The following is a 19,842-nucleotide window of genomic DNA, read 5'->3' on the forward strand; positions in this document are numbered from 1 at the left end:
CCTATTTATTTTCAATCTTCTTTTCTTGCTCATTGATCAACAACGCCCCCCCCTGAAGGTTTTTAGGGCGAGTTTCCCCAATCAAAATCCCTTTCCTTTCCACCACAAGCTCTTGGCTAGAGATCTTACCATCAAGGCGCCCTAAAGGCATGATTTCTACCACTTCCGCCTCCACCGTGCCAGTGAACTTGCCACTGACCACTAATTTATTAGCAAAAATCTCACCCACTACCGAGCCGGTTTGCCCGATCACCACCGTGCTTTTAGAATGCACCACCCCTTCTAATTCGCCATCTATGTGCAAATGGTAATCTAAATGAAGCTCACCCTTTATTTTTGTGCCTTGAGCGATGATAGTCGCTGGTCCTGTTTTTGCATTAGCCGATTTATTATTGTTATCAAAGATTGCCATCTGATGCTCCTTTCTTTATTAAAAACTTCTTCAAAATCTTTCATGTTCCATTTGGTGAAACTCATGGGGTTTATGGGTTGATCTAAGAAGCGCACTTCATAATGCAAATGCGGTCCTGTACTCATTCCTGTATTACCACTATACCCAATCAACTGCCCTTTTTTGACAAATTCGCCCGTTTTTACGACGATTTTATTCAAATGGGCGTAGTAGGTTTTAAAACCAAAAGGGTGGAAAACCTTAATCAAATTCCCATACCCCCCATTCCACCCTTTGCTCGCTAACCCCACTACCCCGCTCGCGCTCGCATACACAGGGGTGTTAATAGCGGTGCTTAAATCAAGCCCGGTATGGTTGTGCAACACATGCAAAATAGGGTGGATTCTTTTATTAAAGGCAGCTGAAACGCGCCGATAGGATTCTAGCGGGTAGTCATTAGGGATAAGGCGCATGATAAAGCTTTTTTGAAGCCCGGTAATCCCAGCGACATCCAAGCGGCTGGAAAAATTGCCCTCTTCTTTTTCTTCTTCAGGCCTATTCACTCCCACCACTTCTTCTAAATCGTTGATGCGCTCCCCTGAAAGTTGCAAATCGTCTAAAAATTCATCCATTTGCAAGGAAAGCTTTTCATTCGTCTCTTTTTTTTTCTCAAATTCTTTAGTGATTAAAGCATGCTGCTTTTCAATATTTCTAATTTCTTTATTTAAAACTAATAACGAAATGCCTAAAAACAATAAAGATCCCACAACGCTCAACAGCGCATACAAGCCAATTTGACGGAATAAGATATGAACATTAATATAACGGCTCCCTTTAGAGTCCGTAACCATCACAATCAAACGCCTGTCTAAAAACACTAAAATCCTTACTGGCTTATGAGCGCGTCTTTATCCACATGCTCTTGGAGCTGGACAATGTCTTCTAAAACCCAAAACAAATTCTTCCATTCAATAAATTTATTTTCTTCTAAAGCGCTTTGGAAATGATCTAAATCCCATGCTAGAAATTTTTGCGCGTCTAAAATTTTACCCAAAAAGCGCACTTCATAATGCAATTTTTCACCGCCGCTATTACCGCTCTTCCCGCTATAGCCAATCAACTGCCCTTTTTGGATAAAGCTTTTAGGCTGCACATTGACATGATCTAAATGCGTGTAAATGGAGCTGAAACCAAACGCATGCTCAATGCGTACCAAGTTCCCATACCCCGCATTAGAACGAGTCTTCACAAAATCCACAATCCCATCAGCGCTCGCATAAACAGGCGTGTTCAATGGCGCGATAAAATCGATCCCGGATTCAACGCCCTTAATTTTTTTAATGGGGTGGTTCCTTTCTTTGGTGGGTTTGATCGCACTATAAGTTTTCAAGGGCATGCCATTAGGAATGAGCATGAGTGCTAAATGTTTTTGAGCCAAATTCAAATTGTCTAAATCCACTTCATCATAAAGATGCACGCCCCCATTAGCCCCTCTTTTGACTTCAATCAAGGATTCCAACCCACGGATCTTTTGCCCTACAATAAAAAGCTCTTCTCGCTTGTTTTTAATCTCTTTTGCTAGGGCGTAATTTTTTTGATACAAATCCCTAAAATCCCTTAAAACCGCATTCCTCTCGCTTGTCATCGTATCCATTTTAGCGATTAAAAATTTTAAAAACCCTACGCCAAGCCCCACGATCAATAAAAAAATGACAACAGAAATGATGAGGTTGCGTTTTAAGTTTTTAGAAAATTTGAGCTGTTTAGAGCCTGATTCATCAATGATGGTGATCATGAGCTGGTTTTGTGGCATCAATCCCTCTTCTTTGGATAGCGTTCATAAAAAGCGTTGGCTACCAGAAACGAGCCATACACCAAATAATTTTCATTTTCTTTCACATCTTCAAACAAAGCGTGTTCTAACCCTAAAGTTTCTAAAATCCCTTTAAGTTTTTCTAATTGGATAATTCTTTCATTATGCAATTCTAAAATCAAAACCTTTTTAACCACAGGCTTTAAAATTTCTAGCACCAAAAAAGCGTCTTTATCTTGATAGCAATTATAAATCAAAACGATTGGAGCGTTAAAGATGCGTTTGATTTCTTCTTTTAAGGCTTTAGCGCTATGGGGGTTATGCCCCACATCTATTAAGACATTATGGCTTAAAAGCTCGCAACGGCCGATTAAATTTAGGGGCTTTAGGTTTTTTAAAACTTCTTGTTTATTGCATGGCAATAGCGTTTCAAACGCTTTTAGAGCCACTTCTAAATTCATCGCTAAAAAACGGGCTAAATGGTGGCGTTCAATATAATCCCTCACTCCTTTTGAAATTTCATTTTGAACCACAATCAATTGTGCGTGTTTTTCTTTAGCGATTTTTTGAGCGATATTTAAAACCAGTTCTTGTTGGGGAGCGATGATGCTAAGAGGGCCCATCGCCTTTAATTTAGTAGTCGCAATGCTTTCTAAACTATCCCCTAAAAATTCCTTATGATCATAATCAATGGGGGTGAAAACGCTTAGGGTTTTTTCCAAAGCGTTCGTGCTGTCAAACTCCCCCCCAAGCCCTGCTTCTAAAACCAAATAATCGCAATCTTTAGCGAGCATGACAGCTAGTAAGGTAGTGTATTCAAAATACGAGCAAGCGCTACTGAAAGCATGCGATTGCAATTGCTGGTGGGCGTTTTCTAAAACGCTTTCTTTAACAACAGAACCATTCAAAAAAAAGCGCTCCCTGAATTCAAAAACATGAGGGGAGGTGAAATGCAACACCTTAAAATTTTGATCGGCTAATAAAAGGGTTAAAAACCGCCCCGTGCTGCCCTTGCCATTAGTCCCCACAACATGAATGACTTTCGCTTGAATCTCAAAAAAAGCGTTTTTAAAATCTTTATAAATTTGAATGAAGCGGCTAGGGTCAAACTTATGGTATTCCTTGGGCTTTGTTTCTAAAAACGCGCTCAATCTAGGGCTATTTTTCATTATTGAATTTCCCTTCATAAGCGATTTGAGCCACAAATTTAGTCAAAGTTTGTTCCACAGCCTGATTGATAGCGTAATAGCGGTTCTGGTAGGTGTTAAGGGGGTCTTGCAAATTCACAGCGTAGTTGTAATACCCGCTATTTTGAAAAGTCTTTTGTGTGCCTCTTTTGTTATCGTAAGTGTAGCTTACAGACACGGTCGCGCGATAGAAAGTCGTAAAGCCTTCTTTATTTTGCGTGATACTCGTATCGGTTACATTCGTGATTTCTATAATAATAATGGAATCCGCATCCTTTTCACTCGCTAAGCGGTTTTGGAAGCGTTGCACGACTAAACGATTCATCAAATCCTTAAACTCCACAGAGTTTTCAGGGTTAGGCAAATTCACAATGAGTTTTACATACACGCTATCGCCAAGCGCGTTTTGAGCGTAAGCGGCGATGGGTTTATACCCACAGCCCTTGAACCAAAACAACAAAATAAAAAAAAGTAAAGCCCTCATGCGATAACAAAATTAACGAGCTTATTAGGCACATAAATTTCTTTTTTAACGCTCGCCTTTTCTAAATATTTCTCTAATTCTTTTTTAGCCAAAACAATAATCTCTTCTTTGCTGGCGTTAATATTGACTTTCAATTCCGCGCGCCTTTTGCCGTTAATGGTAAGCCCTAAAGTCATAAAGTCTTCTATTAAAGCGCTTTCATCAATTGCTATAGGCTTGAAATTCTCTCTTTTAAAAAGCCTCTCGCTCAATTCCCATGCGGTGTGTGGGATAATAGGCTCTAAGATTTGCAACAACACAAAATAACCCTCGCATAAAATTTGCTCATTACTTTGCGCACTCAAAGCGTTTAAAGCCTCCATACAACTTGCGATCAAAGTGTTAAACGCATAAGCGCTTTCAGCCTTATTGAAAATTTCATGCGATTTTTTTAACGCCTCATAGACTTTTTTGCGGGCTAATTTTTGCGCTTCATTCAGGCCAACTTCTTTAAATTCAGGCTTAGAAGTAGTAGGGCTAATGGCGTTCGCTTTATCGTATAAGCGCTTGATAAACCGGTGTGCACCTTCTAAAGCGTTGTCATTCCATTCCAATTCTTTAGCCGGCGGGGCAGCAAAAAGGATAAAGAGCCTTGCAGCATCAGCCCCGTATTTTTTAAGTATCTCTTTAGGGCTGACGACATTGCCTTTAGACTTGCTCATTTTAGCGCCATCTTTTAAGACCATGCCTTGAGTGATGAGCTGTTTGAAAGGCTCATCTAAATTAAGATAGCCCAAATCCCTTAAAGCCTTAGTGAAAAAGCGCGCGTATAACAAGTGCAAAATCGCATGTTCAATGCCGCCAATATAAGTGTCCACTGGCATGAAATACTTCAAGTAATTTTGATCAAACGCTTGATTTTCACGCTGATTTTTGGGGGTGGTATAACGCAAGAAATACCAGCTGGATTGGATGAAAGTGTCCATGGTGTCTGTTTCTCTTAAAGCGTCTTTGTGGCATTTAGGGCATTGAGCGAATTTCCAACTTGCATGCTTTTCTAACGGATTGCCCTCCCCATCAATCACAATGTCTTCAGGTAAAGTTACCGGCAGTTGGGTTTCAGGCACAATCCCGCAATGTTTGCAATGAATCATAGGAATGGGCGCTCCCCAATACCTTTGACGGCTCACTCCCCAATCTTGCAAGCGGTAGTTGATCACCCTTTTACCGAGATTTTCTTTTTCAAAATAAGCGATGATTTTTTCTCTGGCCACCGAGCTAGAAAGATCGCTCCACTCCCCGCTATTTTTTAAAACCTCTTCTTTGGTGTGGGGCAAATTTTGAGGGCTTTGAGTGATCACTTTAATAGGGATATGATAAAGATTAGCGAATTCAAAATCCCTTTCATCGCAGGCTGGCACGCCCATTAACGCCCCAGAACCATAATTAGCTAGAGCGAAATTAGCCACCCAAACAGGGATTTTTTGCTTCGTTAAAGGGTGGATAGCATAAATTCCTAAAAACGCCCCTTTTTTCTCTAAAGCTCTTTCTCTTTGAGTCGTGTTTAAAATCGCTTTAATGATCTTTGAATCTTCTTGGCTCACTTGCTTAATGGCATGCTCTACTAAAGGGTGTTCTGGGGCGATTGCAATGTAAGTTACGCCATAAATGGTGTCCGCTCTTGTGGTAAAAACTTCAATTTCTTGAATGCCGTTGCAAGCTTTCAAGCACTCATCAGCGATTTTAAAACCAAATTGCAACCCGCTAGATTTCCCTATCCAGTTTTTTTGCATGATTAGGACTTGAGAAGGCCAATGATTTTCTAAAGTTTCTAAGTCTTTTAGTAATTCTTCAGCGTAGTTTGTGATCTTCAAATAATATTGATAGAGTTCTTTTTGAATCACTTCTGTATCGCAACGCCAACACCTCCCATCAATGACTTGCTCATTAGCTAAAACGGTTTTATCGTTAGGGCACCAATTGAGCATGGCTTTCTTGCGATAAATTAGCCCCTTTTCCCACAAATCAATGAAAAATTGCTGTTCAAATTTCGTGTAATCCGGATCTGAAGTGGCGAATTCCCTATTTTTAGAAAAAGAAAACCCTAAAGCTTCAAACTCTTTTTGCATGGCTTCAATGTTTTCATAAGTCCAGGTTTTAGGGTGGACACCATGCTTAATGGCCGCATTTTCCGCAGGCATCCCAAAAGAATCAAACCCCATAGGGTGTAGCACATTGTAATGGTGCAAACGATAATAGCGTGCCAACGCATCGCCAATGGTGTAGTTGCGCACATGCCCCATGTGGATTTCCCCACTAGGATAAGGCAGCATGCTCAAAATGTATTTTTTAGGGAGACTAAAATCGTCTTTAGGCTCAAAACTCTCATTTTTCCACCAAAATTCTTGCCATTTTTTTTCTATATTGATAAAATCCATCAACTACCCCTTAATCCGTTTCGCTCGTTACAACGCTTTCAATCAACAAAAAGATGAGGCTAAAAGCGTTGCTAATCAACGCCCCGATCATCAGCATGTAAGCGGTAACCAAATTATTCAAAATCTGTAAAAACACAAATGCCGGTATGAGGTGCAACACGGTGGCTAAAGAGCTGGCCAATAGCTCTGAAGCGAAACGCTTGATCACCCCAATTTTAAGCGTAACGGAAATAAGGTTTAAAGCGAGCGCTACAAACAACACCACCGTATTAGGCTCATACAAAAACCCTGCAATGGTGGTTAAAGAAATAAGGCTGAACAGCACATGAACGACCCGACCCCAATCCATAGAAACTCCTTAAACTTGACCGCCCTCATACAAACGGCGCATTTTTTCTTTCTCTTGAGCTTTTTTGATTTTTCTAGCCTCATTCTCATAATATTTATGCATATCAAAGCCTAACAATAACGCTACTTTAGGGGCGATGAAAATAGAACTATAAGTCCCTACAATCGTGCCTATTAGCATGGGCAATGAAAAGCCAATAATAATCTTACTCCCAAACACGCACAAAATCAACACCACAAAAAACACGGTTAAAGAAGTTAAAAGCGTGCGCGTGAGCGTGCTAGAAATGGCTTCATCAATGGCTTGAGTGGCGTTTTTGGTTTTTTGAGAGAGCATTTCTTCTCTGATCCGATCAAAAATAATGATCGTATCATTAATGGAATACCCAATCAAGGTGAGTAAAGCCGCAATCACTTCCAAATTCATATCAATCTTAAAAACAATCACCGAGCTTGCCACTAAAATCACATCATGCACAAGCGCAATGACGCTCGCTAAAGCAAAACGCCATTCATAGCGGAAACTCACATAGACCATGATCGCCATTAACGCTAAAATCAGCGACAAAATGCCCTTTTCTTTCAACTCGCTCCCCACTCTAGGACCCACGGTGTCAAATTTACGGATTTCAAAATCGCCACTGGGTTTTAGAATATTAGCCACGATAGCGTTCAGATCTTCATTTTCAGCCGTTTCCACAAAAGGGAATTTGATTAAAATCTCTTCTTTAGAGCCAAATTCGCTCACTTGCACGCCTTTAAAGCGAGCTTCTTTTTCAAACAGATCGCGCACTTCTTTAATGGGGGCGTTTTGAGCGTAACGCACCTGCACCAAACTCCCCCCCGCAAAATCAATCCCTAAAGAAAACCCTTTGAAAAACAAAAGCCCTAACGCTAGAAGTGCTAAAATAGCTGAAACGATCACCCCATAATTGGAATAACGCATGAAGCTTAAGATTCTAGTTCGTTTGAATAATTCCATAAAACCTCCTAAGCTCTTTTGTTCACGCCAAACCAAAAGTAAAGGCTTTTTGTTTGGGTGAGTTTAGGCAAAAGGGCTTGATAAATCCCTTGCGTGCCCACAATAGCGGTGATAATAGAGGCTAAAATCCCAATGCCTGTGGTTAGGGCAAAGCCTTTAATCGCTCCTGTGCCATAAGCGTATAGCAATACTGAAGCGATCAAGGAAGTGATATTAGAATCAAAAATCGCTCTACTCGCATTGATATAGCCTAAATGGATCGCCTTAGCGATGCCCTCATTCTCTCTTAAGACTTCTCTAATGCGCTCGTTGATAATGATATTAGCATCCACGGCAATCCCCACGGTTAAAACAATCCCCGCCATTCCCGGTAAAGTCAGCGTCGCTCCAAAAATCGCCATGACCGCCACAATCAAAAAAAGATTGACCACTAACGCCATGCAAGCGATCACTCCCGCCATGGAGTAATAAAGCACCATAAAGCCCATCACTAAAATAAAGCCCCCAATGAGGGCGATAATGGAAGTTTTAATGCTGTCTTTCCCTAAACTCGGGCCTATAATCCTTTTTTCTAAAACCTGAATGGGAGCGCTCATCGCCCCACTCCTTAAAGCGATCGCTAAATCGCTCGCTTGAGCCACGCTAAAATTCCCGCTAATCTGCCCGCTCCCCCCACCAATACGCTCCCTAATCACTGGGGCTGAATAAACCTTATTGTCTAAAACGATCGCCATGCGTTTACCCACATTCGCGCCTGAGAAATCCCCAAAAATCTTAGCCCCTTGTGCATCTAAAGTGAAGCTCACCACCGGCTGGTTGTTTTGATCATACACCACCTTCGCATCTGTAAGCATTTCGCCATCTAAAATGGGGATCGCTTTGAGTAAGATTTTACCCCCCATTTCCACATCAGACAACAACACGCTGCCTAATTTTTGAGCCTCTAAATCCGTCATTTTCATCGCATCTTTATTGTGTTCTTCATCCACTGCCATCATCTGCAAATGAGCGGATCTTGAAATCAATTCTTTAGCGCGCCGTTCTTCTTCTAAAGTCTTAATGCCGGGCAATTGCACCGAAATTTCTTCTTTACCTTGCTGGATGACTACAGGCTCTGCCAAACCAAATTGATCCAAGCGGTTACGAATGATCCCTATCACTTGCAAAATCGTGTTTTTACGCAATTCTTCTTGCTCTAAAGGGGTGAGCTTCACGCTATAAAATTCCGCTTCTTTTTTGATTTCAAACTGGCTATGGCCTTGCAATTCCAATAAAAGCACGTCTAATTTTTTCGCTTCATCTTCATCTAAAAGCTCAAAACTGATCCCTTCTAGGCTGGATTTAATGTCTTTAAGCAAGATATTTTGCTTTTTAGCGTTGTATTCTAAAGCGGACGCCAAGCTTAAATACTTGTTTTTTAAAGCCTCATCGGTTTGCACCCCTAAAAGCATGTTTAACCCCCCCCTTAAATCCAAACCTAAAGTGATTTTAGGGCCTTTAGTCTCTAGTAAAGAAGGCACAGAAAACCCTACCCCTAAAAGAAGCGCGCAAATAAAAACGATTAAACGAGAGTTAAAAAGTTTCATTCAGTTGTTGTTGGGTGTTGTTTCTTCGTCTAATTTGAACGCTACATAGTTTTTAGAAAGTTTAGCGGTGGTGTCATCATTGAGCTTCACGCTAAAAAAATTCGCTTCCGCTTTAAGCACCTCAACGATGAGCCCTCCTTGAGTAACGATTTTATCGCCCTTAGTCAAACCCTCTATCATTTCTTTATGCTTTTTTTGTTGCTGGCGTTGCGGGCGAACAATCAAAAAATAAAAAATAAGAAACAACACCACAAGGGGTAAAAGCGTCGTTAGAATGTCTTTAATTTGTCCCATTTAATTTCCTCAAAAGATGTTTTAATCTCAAATTATAGCATTTTTAACTATTTCTTTAAAGCCGCTCTTTTGTCTAGTGCGAATAAATACAAAGCCCCTATGATCCCAGAAATCAAAGATCCGAGCAAAATCGCAATTTTTGCCACTTCCATAGCGTCTTTATGTTCGCTCGTGAAGGCCAGATTAGAAATAAACATAGACATGGTAAAGCCAATCCCTGCTAAAAGCCCAGCCCCTAAAATATGCCACCAGCTGATGCCTTTAGGGCGCGCGGTGATTTTAAGCTTTTCGCTTATAAAAGTGATTAAGAAAATCCCCAAAGGCTTACCCAAACAAAGCCCTAAAATAACCCCTAAAAGCACCTTATCCACTTCTAAATTGATGCTAGAATCAACGCTCACCCCAGCGTTTGCAAACGCGAATAAGGGCATGATGAAATACCCGCTGATGGGGGCTAAAAAATGCTCCAATCTTTCTAAGGGGCTTTGTAAAGCGCTCGCTTTTTCTTCAATAGAATGCAAGATTTCTTGCTGCTCTTTGGTCAAAAGCGCTCCTGAACTCGTTTCTGCGTATCGCTTGCCCAATTCCAAAAGCTCTCCATTTTTAGAATCTTTAGGGATTTTCACCGGTATCATAAAAGCTAGAACCACTGCAGCGATTGTCGCATGGATACCGCTTTGATGCACGCAAAACCAAAGCAACACCCCTAAAAGCAAGTAAGGGATAAGCGAGCGCATATTCAAACGATTTAATACAGCTAAAACAAAAACCACCCCTAAAGCCCCTAAAAGCCATGCGAATTTTAAATTCGTGGTATAAAAGAGCGCGATTACCACAATAGCCCCCAAGTCATCAGCCACCGCTAGAGTGATTAAAAAAACCTTTAAGGCGGTTGGCACCCTCTTGCCTAAAAGCATGATCACGCCTAAAGCGAACGCAATATCCGTCGCCATAGGGATCCCAAAACCATGCTGAGAAGGCGTGTTAGCGTTAAGAAAAAAATAAATCAATCCTGGAGCTATCATGCCCCCAAGAGCCGCAATCACAGGGAAAGAAGCTTTTTTAAAACTGGATAATTCCCCAAATAACAACTCTCGCTTGATCTCTAAGCCTATCATTAAAAAGAATAACGCCATTAAGACATCATCAATCCAATTATGCAAACTAAAGCCGATAAAAAAATCCCCTACTTGAAACCCAAAAGGGGTGTGCCATAGCGCAAAATAACCTTCTTTTAAAAACGAATTAGCCACCACCATCGCTAAAACAGCGTTTAAAAAGAGGAAAATCCCCCCAAAAGACTCGCTTTTAATGAAGTTCTTAAGCGTCAAACTGAGCGCGTTTTCTGTTTTTTTGAGATTCATAGACAACCTTAAAATTTTTATTTTCAAACCCATAATTTTTCAAGCAGTCTTTTATGAGCGTAAATAATGCCCGCTTGTATCTTAAAATGGGGGGCTTGAGTTCGCAAAAACTCAGCGTAATGAGACACTTGCGCTTTATGGCTTTGCTGGTAATTTTGAGAGCTTTTGTAATCTAAAACATACAAATTTTGCCCCCTATCCCACAATAAAACATCAATCCTAGACACAACCCCTTCAAATAAAAAAGCCGCTTCGCCCTTTAAGGCATGATTTTTAAAAAGAGCTTGTATTTCTGCATCGTTTTCAAAAAGCTCTAAACTCTCTTCTAACGCTTGATGATCCAAACCATAAAAACCATGATGGTAGTTTAAATATTCTAAAACGCTTTTTTTAGGAATGTTATAAGCGTATTGGTATTCTAATCCCTTGTGCAAGGCGATACCAAAGTTGATCGCTTCCTGGTCGTTATTCTTTTCATAATCGCTATCTGGCTCTTCTTCTATTTCTTGGACTTGCTCGCCATAGGCATGGGGCTTGATGAGAGCACTTGTAATTAAAGGCTCTTTTTGTGGAGAAATAACCGGCATAATTTCTCCCTCTTCTAAAGGCAAAAGATCCAATTTTTCGTGCATTGTTTTGTTTTTGCTTTCTTTTTTGCTTTCTTTTTTGTCTTTGGCCACGACAATCAGCCCTAACTCAGCCCTAGTGAATGCGACATAATACACATTAATTTCTTCATGATCTTTAGCCGCTTCTTCTTTATTTAAAGCCCTAGCGTAATCTTTATCCACGACCTCACGATTTTTCATTCTGTAATAAAGGCGAAGAAGCTCTGCGCCGTCATATTCTTCAAGGAGTTGATTGGAATGGCTTGAATTAGGCTTGCCCAAGCGTTCGCACACGATCACATAAGGGAATTGCATGCCTTTAGATTTGTGAATGGTCATGATTTGAGCACCTTTTAAATTGAAAGAAGCGATCGCTTTAGCTTCTAATTTTTCTAAAAATCCATCGGCGTCTTCGCACCCAATGGCTAATTCCAAGCAGATTTGTGCAGGCTCTTCATAAAGCTCAAACAATTCCATAATTTTCCACACAAAGCTTGCCACGCTCTCTTTTTTGGGGTTAAAACTGGGTAGAACGATCGCATCATCATGCAAGTATCCGGCGAGTTTTAAAACGCTGTGCTTATAAAAGGGCTTGTAAGGTTCTTCCGCTAAAGCGTATTTTAAAGCGTTCTTAATGATTTTAGACTCTACAAATTGAGACAATCTCGCGCTAGATTCCGTGCTTGGGCAAATTGCGCTCAAATACTCTTGCAAATAATTTTTGATTTCTAAAGCGTCGTCATTAGTGGCGCATAAAATGGTAATGTCTTTAGGATCAATACGATGATCTAAAAGGTTTTGAGCTTCTTGTAAGATTTGTTCTAATAACAATTCTCTTTCATCAGCCACTAAAGAGACTTTAACATAGCCGTCTGTAACATGTTTATTGTTGGAAGCTTTAGGGTATTTTTGCTCCAAATAAGCGGTGGGGGAATTTTGATAAGCTTTTTTAAAAATGGTGTTCACGTAATTAATGATTAAAGGCGCACTGCGGTGGTTGAATTGTAAATTATCGTGGTAAAAATCCTTAGAAACGCTTTCAAATAAGGAGCTAAAACTCCCCCTAAAGGCATAAATGCTCTGCTTGACATCGCCCACAAAAAACACGCTCCTGTGCCATTTAGCTTGCCCTATCCCGGCTTTAATCTCATCAATAAAAGGGGCTAAAATCTTATAATCGTTCAAGCTCGTGTCTTGAAATTCATCAATCAAAATGTGCGCGATCTTGCTGTCCAACCTGAAATAAAAAAACTCCGCCGGCATTTCTTCATAACCATTCAATAAGACATGAACCTTATCTTTAATCGCATCAAAATCTAAGGCTTGGATTTTAGAAGTGGCGTTATCATAAAGCTGGATGAATTTAGGGAATTTTTTAAATATTGCGGTTTCTTTGGCTTCATAATAGCGTTTTAAATCGTTTTCAATCTCTTTGCATTCGCTCTCTAAAGTGGGGATTTCACTTTTAAGTTTTTTGAAAGATTGATATTCGCTCTTTTTTTCAAGCCAGGTTAAAGAGCTGTTTAAAAATCCCCTAAAACTATCGCATTTAATGGCTGTTTTAGCCCTATCTGACGCTGTTTCTATGCTTTGAATTTGTTCGTTTAAGCTCCTTAGTTTTTCTAAAAAACCCTCTTCATCAAATGCAGGCTCTCTCTTATTAGGATCAAATAAATAGAGCTTGTTTTTTAAAAAACGCAACCGCTCTAAAATGGAATCGCTTGTGTAATTATCATAACTTAAGCATTGAGCGATAAAAACGCTCAATTCTTCAAGCTGTTCGTTATTTAAAGCGCTCAAAAAACCCTCATTAAGTTGTCGTTGGTGTGCTTCTGTGTCTTCATTGACTTCAAAATTCGCGCTCAACCCCACAAACCAGCAAAATTTCCTTAAAATGCTTTGAAAAAACGCATCAATGGTGCTGATTCTGATTTCAGCGTTTAAAAAGCGTTGGTAGATTTTTTGAGCGCTATTTCGCACCAAGCTAGGGTCTAAATGGTATTTTTCTTCTAATTCTTTTAGGATATTTTGGGATTTTTCTTTTTCGCTCTCAAGGTTTTCTTGTTGCAAAATTTTTAAATAGTCTAAAATGCGCTCTTTCATTTCGGCGGTGGCTTTTTTAGTGAAAGTGAGCGTTAAAATCTCGCTAGGATTAGCCCCCTTAAACAATAGGGCTAAAAACCGCACGCTCAAAGCGAAAGTCTTCCCGCTCCCTGCTGAAGCCTTTAAAGCCATGCATTGTCTTTTTGTATCCATTAGAGCTACCCCAAATTTCTATTTTGTCTTTATTATAACCTAAAAGCCTTTTTTACTTAAGCTAAAAAACCCTAATCTTTTGCTATAATCATGGGGTTTTGTCGTTTTTCTATCATTTTTATAGGAACAAGGCAAAGACAGCGTCAAATTCACACATGCTAATCCTTGTATTTAGGTGTTCTTAAGAAATTTAAGAATCAAATGAGCATGGAGGAAGAGAACCAAAATAACTTTAAGGAGAATATTCTCATGGTAACCATGAAAGATTTATTAGAATGCGGTGTGCATTTTGGACACCAAACAAGGCGTTGGAACCCTAAAACCAAAAAATTCATTTTTGGCGTTAGGAAAAATATCCATATTATTGATTTGCAAAAAACCTTGCGCTACTTTAGATACACCTATAATATCGTGCGCGATGCGAGCGCTCAAGGCAAGAGCATCATGTTTGTAGGCACTAAAAAACAAGCCAATGAGACTTTGAAAGAATTTGCTGAAAGCATTCAAGTCCCTTATGTCAATTACCGCTGGCTTGGTGGCATGCTGACTAATTTTAGCACCATTAGAAAATCGGTGAGAAAATTAGAAATCATTGAAGAAATGGAAAATAGCGGTCAAATTGATCTATTGACTAAAAAAGAAAAACTCATGATCTTAAGGAAAAAAGAAAAGTTGGATAAATATCTTGGCGGGGTGCGCCACATGAAAAAAATCCCTGATATGATTTTTGTGATTGATGTGGCTAAAGAAAAAATCGCTGTCGCTGAAGCAAGGAAACTCCATATCCCTATCGTGGCTCCCTTAGACACTAACTGCGACCCTGATTTAGTGGATTACCCCATTCCTGGAAATGACGATGCGATCCGCTCTATTAGGCTATTTTGTAAAGAAATGAGCGAAGCGATTTTAGAGGGGCGAGAACTCATGCAAGAAGAAATTGTCCATGCGGATGAAAATAGCGAAGAGATAGAGTTCGTGAGCAATGAAGAAAAAGAAGAAATGCTCGCTGAAATCCAAAAAGAAATCACTCAAGGAGCCGAATAATGTCAGGAATTAGCGCTCAATTAGTTAAAAAATTAAGGGACTTAACCGATGCGGGCATGATGGATTGCAAAAAAGCCCTTGTAGAAGTGGCTGGGGATTTGCAAAAGGCCATTGATTTCTTGCGCGAAAAAGGCTTGAGTAAAGCCGCTAAAAAAGCCGATAGGATCGCTGCTGAGGGCGTGGTCGCTTTAGAAGTAGCGCCTGATTTTAAAAGCGCAATGATGGTAGAAATCAATAGCGAAACGGATTTTGTGGCTAAAAATGAGGGCTTTAAGGAATTGGTTAAAAAAACTTTAGAAACGATCAAAGCCCATAATATCCATACCACAGAAGAACTGCTTAAAAGCCCGTTAGACAACAAGCCTTTTGAAGAATATTTGCACTCTCAAATCGCTGTGATTGGTGAAAACATTTTAGTGAGAAAAATCGCTCATTTAAAAGCCCCCAGCTCTCATATCATCAATGGTTATGCGCATTCTAACGCCAGAGTGGGCGTGTTAATCGGTATAAAATACGATAATGAGAAAAACGCTCCAAAAGTGGTGGAATTAGCCCGAAACATCGCTATGCATGCCGCAGCGATGAAACCTCAAGTGCTAGATTGCAAAGACTTTAGCCTTGATTTTGTCAAAAAAGAAACTTTAGCCTTGATCGCTGAAATTGAAAAAGACAATGAAGAGGCTAAACGCTTGGGCAAACCTTTGAAAAACATCCCCACTTTTGGGAGCCGCATTGAATTGAGCGATGAAGTTTTAGCCCATCAAAAAAAGGCTTTTGAAAATGAATTAAAAGAGCAGGGCAAGCCTGAAAAAATCTGGGATAAAATCGTTCCTGGAAAAATGGAAAGGTTTATCGCTGATAACACCCTTATTGATCAACGCCTAACCCTTTTAGGGCAATTCTATGTCATGGACGATAAAAAAACTATCGCTCAAGTCATCGCTGATTGTTCCAAAGAGTGGGATGATGATTTAACAATCACTGAGTATGTGCGTTTTGAATTGGGCGAAGGCATTGAGAAAAAGACAGAGAATTTCGCTGAAGAAGTGGCTTTGCAAATGAAGTGAGATTTTAGAAAACAACCTTTAAAGGTTGTTTCTTCTAACTTTTCAACTTTCTTTATTTAAAATTTTCCATTTTAAGGTGCTTAAAATTTTTGTAATTTTCAATCTCTATGCTTTTAATCATTTAAATTCGCCTTTTAGTTAGCTTGAATTGATGCCACTAGACATCGGTATAATTGCTCTAATTTTACATTATTTTGATTAAATTTTGAACACTCGCCTATTGTAAACCTTGCGTTTAAATTGCAATAACAAGTTAATCCGCATTTTTTTTTGATTTAAGGGTTAGTTTTGATTGTCTTTCTAGGGATCATGCAAGTCTCATTTTATTTAATTGGGTTCAATCTAACTCAAACAGATTTTTTCTAATCTATTCTCTAAATTTGGCCTTAATACCACAGAGCCGGCAACTTAAGACTCCTTTTTTGGAGTTTGGGTTGAAAAGAGCCTTTTATTTTATTTTAAAGCGGTTTTTCTCCAACGCATTTTGAATCGCAATAGAGGGCGATAGATAATTGTAACGCACTAAAATTTCGGTGATTTCTTTAAAAATAGGGGCTGCAATCTTGCTGGCGTAATATTCTTCCTTGCCATGCGAACCTAAGATAACCACGCCGATGGTAAAAACCTGCCTTTCATCTTCAGCGAACCCAAAAAAAGAGCTGTTGTAGGACTGCACGCTATAACTCCCGTTTTTAGCAACCCTAGCCGTGCCCGTTTTGCCCCCTATGTATAGCCCTTCAAATTGAGCGTTTTTGCCTGTGCCATAACGAACCACTTTGATTAAGGTTTCTTTCATTTTCCTAGCGCTTTTGGGGCTAATGACTTGAAAAGTGGGTTTGGGGCTAGGGATGTAAATATCGCCATTAGGGGCGGTTTCTCGTTGCACTAAATAAGGGGTAGTCAATTTGCCTTCATTAGAAAACACCGCATAAGCCCTTAAAAGCTGCAAAAAAGTCGCGTTCAACCCATAGCCATAAGAGACGCTCCCCTTTAACACTTCACGCTTGAAAGCGGACAAAGGAGGGATCTTTCCTGTGGCTTCTAAGGATAAGTCAATGCCCGTTTTTTGAGAAAATCCATAGCCTAAAAGCCCGTTATAGAAATCCTCTGGGTTTAAGTTTTTACTGATTTTTATCATGCCCACATTGCTAGATTGGATCAAAATGTCTTCCACAACGGCTTTTTTACTGGGGATAAAGTCGTCTTTAATGGTGTATTTTCCTAATTGGTAATAGCCATGGTTTAAATCAATGCGTTCTTTAGGGTTGATTAAATTCTTGTCTAACAGCAAGGAATAAACAATGGGTTTGATCGTGCTGCCTGGCTCAAAAACCTTTTCGGCAACGCTCAAATTCAAGCTTTCATAATCGCTGGTTTTAATGGCGTTAGGATTGAAGCGCTTGCTTGAAGCTAGCGATAAGATTTCCCCACTTTTAGGGTTAATGATACCCACTAGGATTTCTTTAGCCTTGAGTTTGTCTTTAGTTTTATCTAATAGGGTTTCAATTTCTCTTTGGAGTTTTAAAGGAACGCTCAAATACACCTCATAGCCATCAAGCCTTTCAACCTCTGTGTAAGAGTGGTTTTGGATAAAGTTAAAACTCACATCTCTTTTGCCTGTTCTTATGCCATTTTGTTGGGCTTTAAGCAAGTGATCTTGAGATTTTTCAACGCCTTTTTTACCGGTAGTTAAAGTGAGTTTGTCTTCTTCTTGTTTTTGCACATAACCAATGATTGGCTCTAGGCTATTTTGATAAGGGTAATGCCTAGAAACGCCGCTCACTTCAATGTTTAGCCCTTGTTTTTGCCACACTTTATCGTGCGCGTCTTTGAAATTTTGAAAAACCCCAAAGGTTAAAAATTTCTTATTCAAGTCCCTAATATTAGCGGCCATATTGGGCGTGAGATCATAGGCTAGAATAATATAACCTTTCGTATTGATGGCGTCTTTTAAGGACTTTTTAGGGATATTGCTATAAATAGAGAGGAAATCAATGAAAAAATCTTCTTTATCCGGGTTTAAAAACCTCGTGTCAAAGCCCAGTTTGAAAAGGGTTTGCGAAGCGGCCAGGCTGTAGTTGTCTTGACTATAGATAGTCCCCCTAGTCGCAGTGTCTTGTTTGCTCATCACTAGAGTGGGCATGTTGGCTTGGGCAAAAAAAGCTTTTTTAAAAGCCACCATTAAAAAAATAAAAAAAAGCAATAAAAAGATTAAGGCCGTAACCATGCCCTTGTATTTTTGGGTTTCTAAAAATTGCTCTGGATTGAAGTTGGGATCAATGTTTTTATTATCCATGAACGCTTACTTGAAAATGGCGTGGCGTTGGATTTTCACAACGCATGAGAGCATGAATTTTTGATGGCAAAATCTGTTAAAATGGGGTGTAGCAACAACAAACCCTCTCTTTAAAAAGGACCAAGCGATCATTTAAAGAGAAGCCACTTAAGAGACTAGATCTGCGTTCTTAAAAGCTCTTTATAAGCGCTAATCGCTTTGTTGCGCACTTCAAGCATGAGTTTCATGCTCGTTTCAGCCTTCCCTATGGCGATAGCCGCTTGGTGCAAGTCTTTGATTTGCCCTGTCGCCATGTCGGCTAAAGCTTTATCAGATTGCTCTTGAGTGTTGTTAAGCTCATTGATAGATTGTTTCAAGAGTTTAGAAAACTCCCCACCTTTTTGTTCTTTAAAGGTGCTACCTGATTCTTCTCTTTTAGTCCTGTTGTCCGTGTTAAGCTCAGAGAAAGGACTCAATAAGCTTTTATCATTGTGTATGGCTTGCATAGAACCTCCTTAAGCTCTTTTTTAAAAATTTAACTTTATTAAATATCTTATTCATTTTGTATTCTACTGATCTTTGGCTAATACTACCTAAATTTCCTTATACTACCATAAATTGTTGAAAATCGTTCATGTTTGTAACATGCCAATCGCGTTTTGCGCCATGTTTTTAGCGCTTTGAAAGGCTGCAACATTGGCCTGATAGGCTCTAGTCGCTTCCACTAAGTCCGCCATTTCAACCACCGCATTCACATTGGGGTAAGCCACATAGCCTTGAGCGTTAGCGTCAGGGTGGCTGGGATCGTATTTCATCAACGGCTCGCTATCATCGCGCACAATCTTATCCACCACCACGCTTGTAATGGGGATTAAGGGGTTATCATCGCCTTCATCTAAGGGGTCTTCATAGGGGGTAATTTGATTGTTTTGGGCGATTTTTTGGTTTAAAACCTCGTTGAAATCAAAAGCCCTAAACACCGCTTCTTGCCTCCTATAAGGGCCTCCTTCGCTCGTGCGTGTGGTGTTAGCGTTAGCGATATTAGAAGAAATCAAATTAGCCCTTAAGCGTTGGGCGGACAAGCCATAACCGCTAATATCAAAAGAAGATAAAAACATGCTTTCCCTTAACTATAAATTCTTACTAGAATCAATGGCGTAATTGATCACGCCTCGATACTTTTTTAAGGCCGAACTCAAGGCTAAATACATGGTAGAGTTCTTGCCCATTTCACTCGTTTCAATGTCCAAATCCACGCTGTTGCCATCATTTTTAGCCAAATGCCCATCCCTAAAAAAAAGGCTCGCCCCATTTTTAGCGCTATTTTCAAAGTCTAAATGCCTAGGATTAGTGTGGGCTAAAGGCAAAACTTTACTGGATTGGTTTTCAAAAATTTCCGCTTTTTTCTCCGCTAAAACGCTTTCAAAATCCAAATCCTTTGGCCTGTAAAAAGGGGTGTCCACATTAGCGATGTTAGAAGCGATCATATCCTGCCTTAAAGCCCTATAATCCAACGCTTTATAAACCAATCCAAACGCTTTAGAAAAATCCATCAAAACCCCTTTTTTAAACCCTTGCAAATTGTAGCATGCAAAAAACATTCCTAAAATAGCTCATTTCCTCATCAAAGAATGCGATCAATTTCAAAGCATGCTTAAGCTTGAGCGATAAGCCAATTCAGAGCCATTATAGTGTAAAATACCCCTAAAATACCTTAAGAGAACGC

Annotated in this window: 18 protein-coding genes and 2 pseudogenes; 2 read left to right on the forward strand and 18 right to left on the reverse strand. The window is 39.8% G+C overall.

Going from position 1 to position 19,842, the window contains the following annotated elements:
* Window position 1: 1 nt before the first annotated feature.
* Genes AYS37_RS00110 through AYS37_RS00165 form a run of 12 tightly spaced genes read right to left on the reverse strand, consistent with a single transcriptional unit; the run spans window position 2 to window position 13,730 of the window.
* A complete protein-coding gene (locus AYS37_RS00110) occupies window positions 2–412 on the reverse strand; it encodes a bactofilin family protein (protein ID WP_000963937.1) in 411 nt (136 codons plus the stop codon).
* On the reverse strand, window positions 331–1,269 hold the full coding sequence (gene csd1, locus AYS37_RS00115) for a peptidoglycan DD-metalloendopeptidase Csd1 (protein ID WP_000478074.1): 939 nt from the start codon (window positions 1,267–1,269) through the stop codon (window positions 331–333). Before csd1 ends, AYS37_RS00110 begins: the two co-directional genes overlap by 82 nt.
* Window positions 1,270–1,277: 8 nt before the next feature.
* Window positions 1,278–2,204: a M23B family cell shape-determining DD-metalloendopeptidase Csd2 gene (gene csd2 / locus AYS37_RS00120; RefSeq protein ID WP_001135973.1), complete on the reverse strand. Its 927-nt coding sequence runs from the start codon at window positions 2,202–2,204 to the stop codon at window positions 1,278–1,280.
* Window positions 2,204–3,373, reverse strand: coding sequence for a bifunctional folylpolyglutamate synthase/dihydrofolate synthase (locus tag AYS37_RS00125; RefSeq protein WP_000798468.1), 1,170 nt, complete (start codon window positions 3,371–3,373; stop codon window positions 2,204–2,206). The genes csd2 and AYS37_RS00125 overlap by 1 nt, the downstream gene beginning before the upstream one ends.
* Window positions 3,363–3,875: an LPS assembly lipoprotein LptE gene (lptE, locus tag AYS37_RS00130; RefSeq protein WP_001202105.1), complete on the reverse strand. Its 513-nt coding sequence runs from the start codon at window positions 3,873–3,875 to the stop codon at window positions 3,363–3,365. The genes AYS37_RS00125 and lptE overlap by 11 nt, the downstream gene beginning before the upstream one ends.
* Window positions 3,872–6,292, reverse strand: a complete 2,421-nt coding sequence (gene leuS / locus AYS37_RS00135; RefSeq protein ID WP_000345630.1) for a leucine--tRNA ligase — start codon at window positions 6,290–6,292, stop codon at window positions 3,872–3,874. The genes lptE and leuS overlap by 4 nt, the downstream gene beginning before the upstream one ends.
* A 10-nt stretch (window positions 6,293–6,302) precedes the next feature.
* Window positions 6,303–6,641, reverse strand: coding sequence for a DUF6394 family protein (locus tag AYS37_RS00140; RefSeq protein WP_000383778.1), 339 nt, complete (start codon window positions 6,639–6,641; stop codon window positions 6,303–6,305).
* Between the two features lie 9 nt (window positions 6,642–6,650).
* Window positions 6,651–7,622 (reverse strand): protein translocase subunit SecF, encoded by a 972-nt coding sequence (secF, locus tag AYS37_RS00145; protein ID WP_000418662.1) that lies wholly within the window; start codon window positions 7,620–7,622, stop codon window positions 6,651–6,653.
* 8 nt (window positions 7,623–7,630) lie between these two features.
* Complete coding sequence (gene secD / locus AYS37_RS00150; RefSeq protein WP_000765487.1) at window positions 7,631–9,208, reverse strand: protein translocase subunit SecD; 1,578 nt, start codon at window positions 9,206–9,208, stop codon at window positions 7,631–7,633.
* Complete coding sequence (yajC, locus tag AYS37_RS00155; RefSeq protein ID WP_000529770.1) at window positions 9,209–9,502, reverse strand: preprotein translocase subunit YajC; 294 nt, start codon at window positions 9,500–9,502, stop codon at window positions 9,209–9,211.
* Between the two features lie 47 nt (window positions 9,503–9,549).
* The gene (gene nhaA, locus AYS37_RS00160) at window positions 9,550–10,866 is read right to left on the reverse strand and encodes a sodium/proton antiporter NhaA (RefSeq protein WP_001049633.1); all 1,317 of its coding nucleotides are present in this window, start codon (window positions 10,864–10,866) and stop codon (window positions 9,550–9,552) included.
* A 23-nt stretch (window positions 10,867–10,889) separates the two neighbouring features.
* Window positions 10,890–13,730 carry a RecB-like helicase gene (locus AYS37_RS00165; protein WP_025445959.1) on the reverse strand — a complete coding sequence of 947 codons (2,841 nt, stop codon included), beginning with the start codon at window positions 13,728–13,730 and terminating at the stop codon, window positions 10,890–10,892.
* 249 nt (window positions 13,731–13,979) lie between these two features.
* Between AYS37_RS00165 and rpsB the strand changes: the two genes are divergently transcribed.
* Window positions 13,980–14,774 carry a 30S ribosomal protein S2 gene (gene rpsB / locus AYS37_RS00170; RefSeq protein WP_000258276.1) on the forward strand — a complete coding sequence of 265 codons (795 nt, stop codon included), beginning with the start codon at window positions 13,980–13,982 and terminating at the stop codon, window positions 14,772–14,774.
* Window positions 14,774–15,841 carry a translation elongation factor Ts gene (tsf, locus tag AYS37_RS00175; protein ID WP_000014442.1) on the forward strand — a complete coding sequence of 356 codons (1,068 nt, stop codon included), beginning with the start codon at window positions 14,774–14,776 and terminating at the stop codon, window positions 15,839–15,841. The genes rpsB and tsf overlap by 1 nt, the downstream gene beginning before the upstream one ends.
* Before the next feature lie 55 nt (window positions 15,842–15,896).
* Here the strand turns inward: tsf and AYS37_RS09085 are convergent.
* The 6 genes and pseudogenes from AYS37_RS09085 to flgB all read right to left on the reverse strand — a co-directional run.
* A pseudogene (locus AYS37_RS09085) lies at window positions 15,897–15,962 on the reverse strand (AAA family ATPase); the annotation flags it as partial.
* Window positions 15,963–16,289: 327 nt separating this feature from the next.
* Window positions 16,290–18,137 (reverse strand): peptidoglycan D,D-transpeptidase FtsI family protein, encoded by a 1,848-nt coding sequence (locus AYS37_RS00180; protein ID WP_000369052.1) that lies wholly within the window; start codon window positions 18,135–18,137, stop codon window positions 16,290–16,292.
* Between the two features lie 6 nt (window positions 18,138–18,143).
* Complete coding sequence (locus AYS37_RS07915; RefSeq protein ID WP_001874409.1) at window positions 18,144–18,269, reverse strand: hypothetical protein; 126 nt, start codon at window positions 18,267–18,269, stop codon at window positions 18,144–18,146.
* A 23-nt stretch (window positions 18,270–18,292) separates the two neighbouring features.
* Window positions 18,293–18,622 carry a flagellar hook-basal body complex protein FliE gene (gene fliE / locus AYS37_RS00185; protein WP_001147918.1) on the reverse strand — a complete coding sequence of 110 codons (330 nt, stop codon included), beginning with the start codon at window positions 18,620–18,622 and terminating at the stop codon, window positions 18,293–18,295.
* A 126-nt stretch (window positions 18,623–18,748) separates the two neighbouring features.
* Window positions 18,749–19,234 (reverse strand): flagellar basal body rod protein FlgC, encoded by a 486-nt coding sequence (gene flgC / locus AYS37_RS00190; RefSeq protein ID WP_000480122.1) that lies wholly within the window; start codon window positions 19,232–19,234, stop codon window positions 18,749–18,751.
* Between the two features lie 12 nt (window positions 19,235–19,246).
* A pseudogene (flgB, locus tag AYS37_RS00195) lies at window positions 19,247–19,733 on the reverse strand (flagellar basal body rod protein FlgB).
* Between the last annotated feature and the right edge of the window lie 109 nt (window positions 19,734–19,842).

Source organism: Helicobacter pylori NQ4053 (assembly GCF_000274605.1).
Taxonomy (GTDB): domain Bacteria; phylum Campylobacterota; class Campylobacteria; order Campylobacterales; family Helicobacteraceae; genus Helicobacter; species Helicobacter pylori_CV.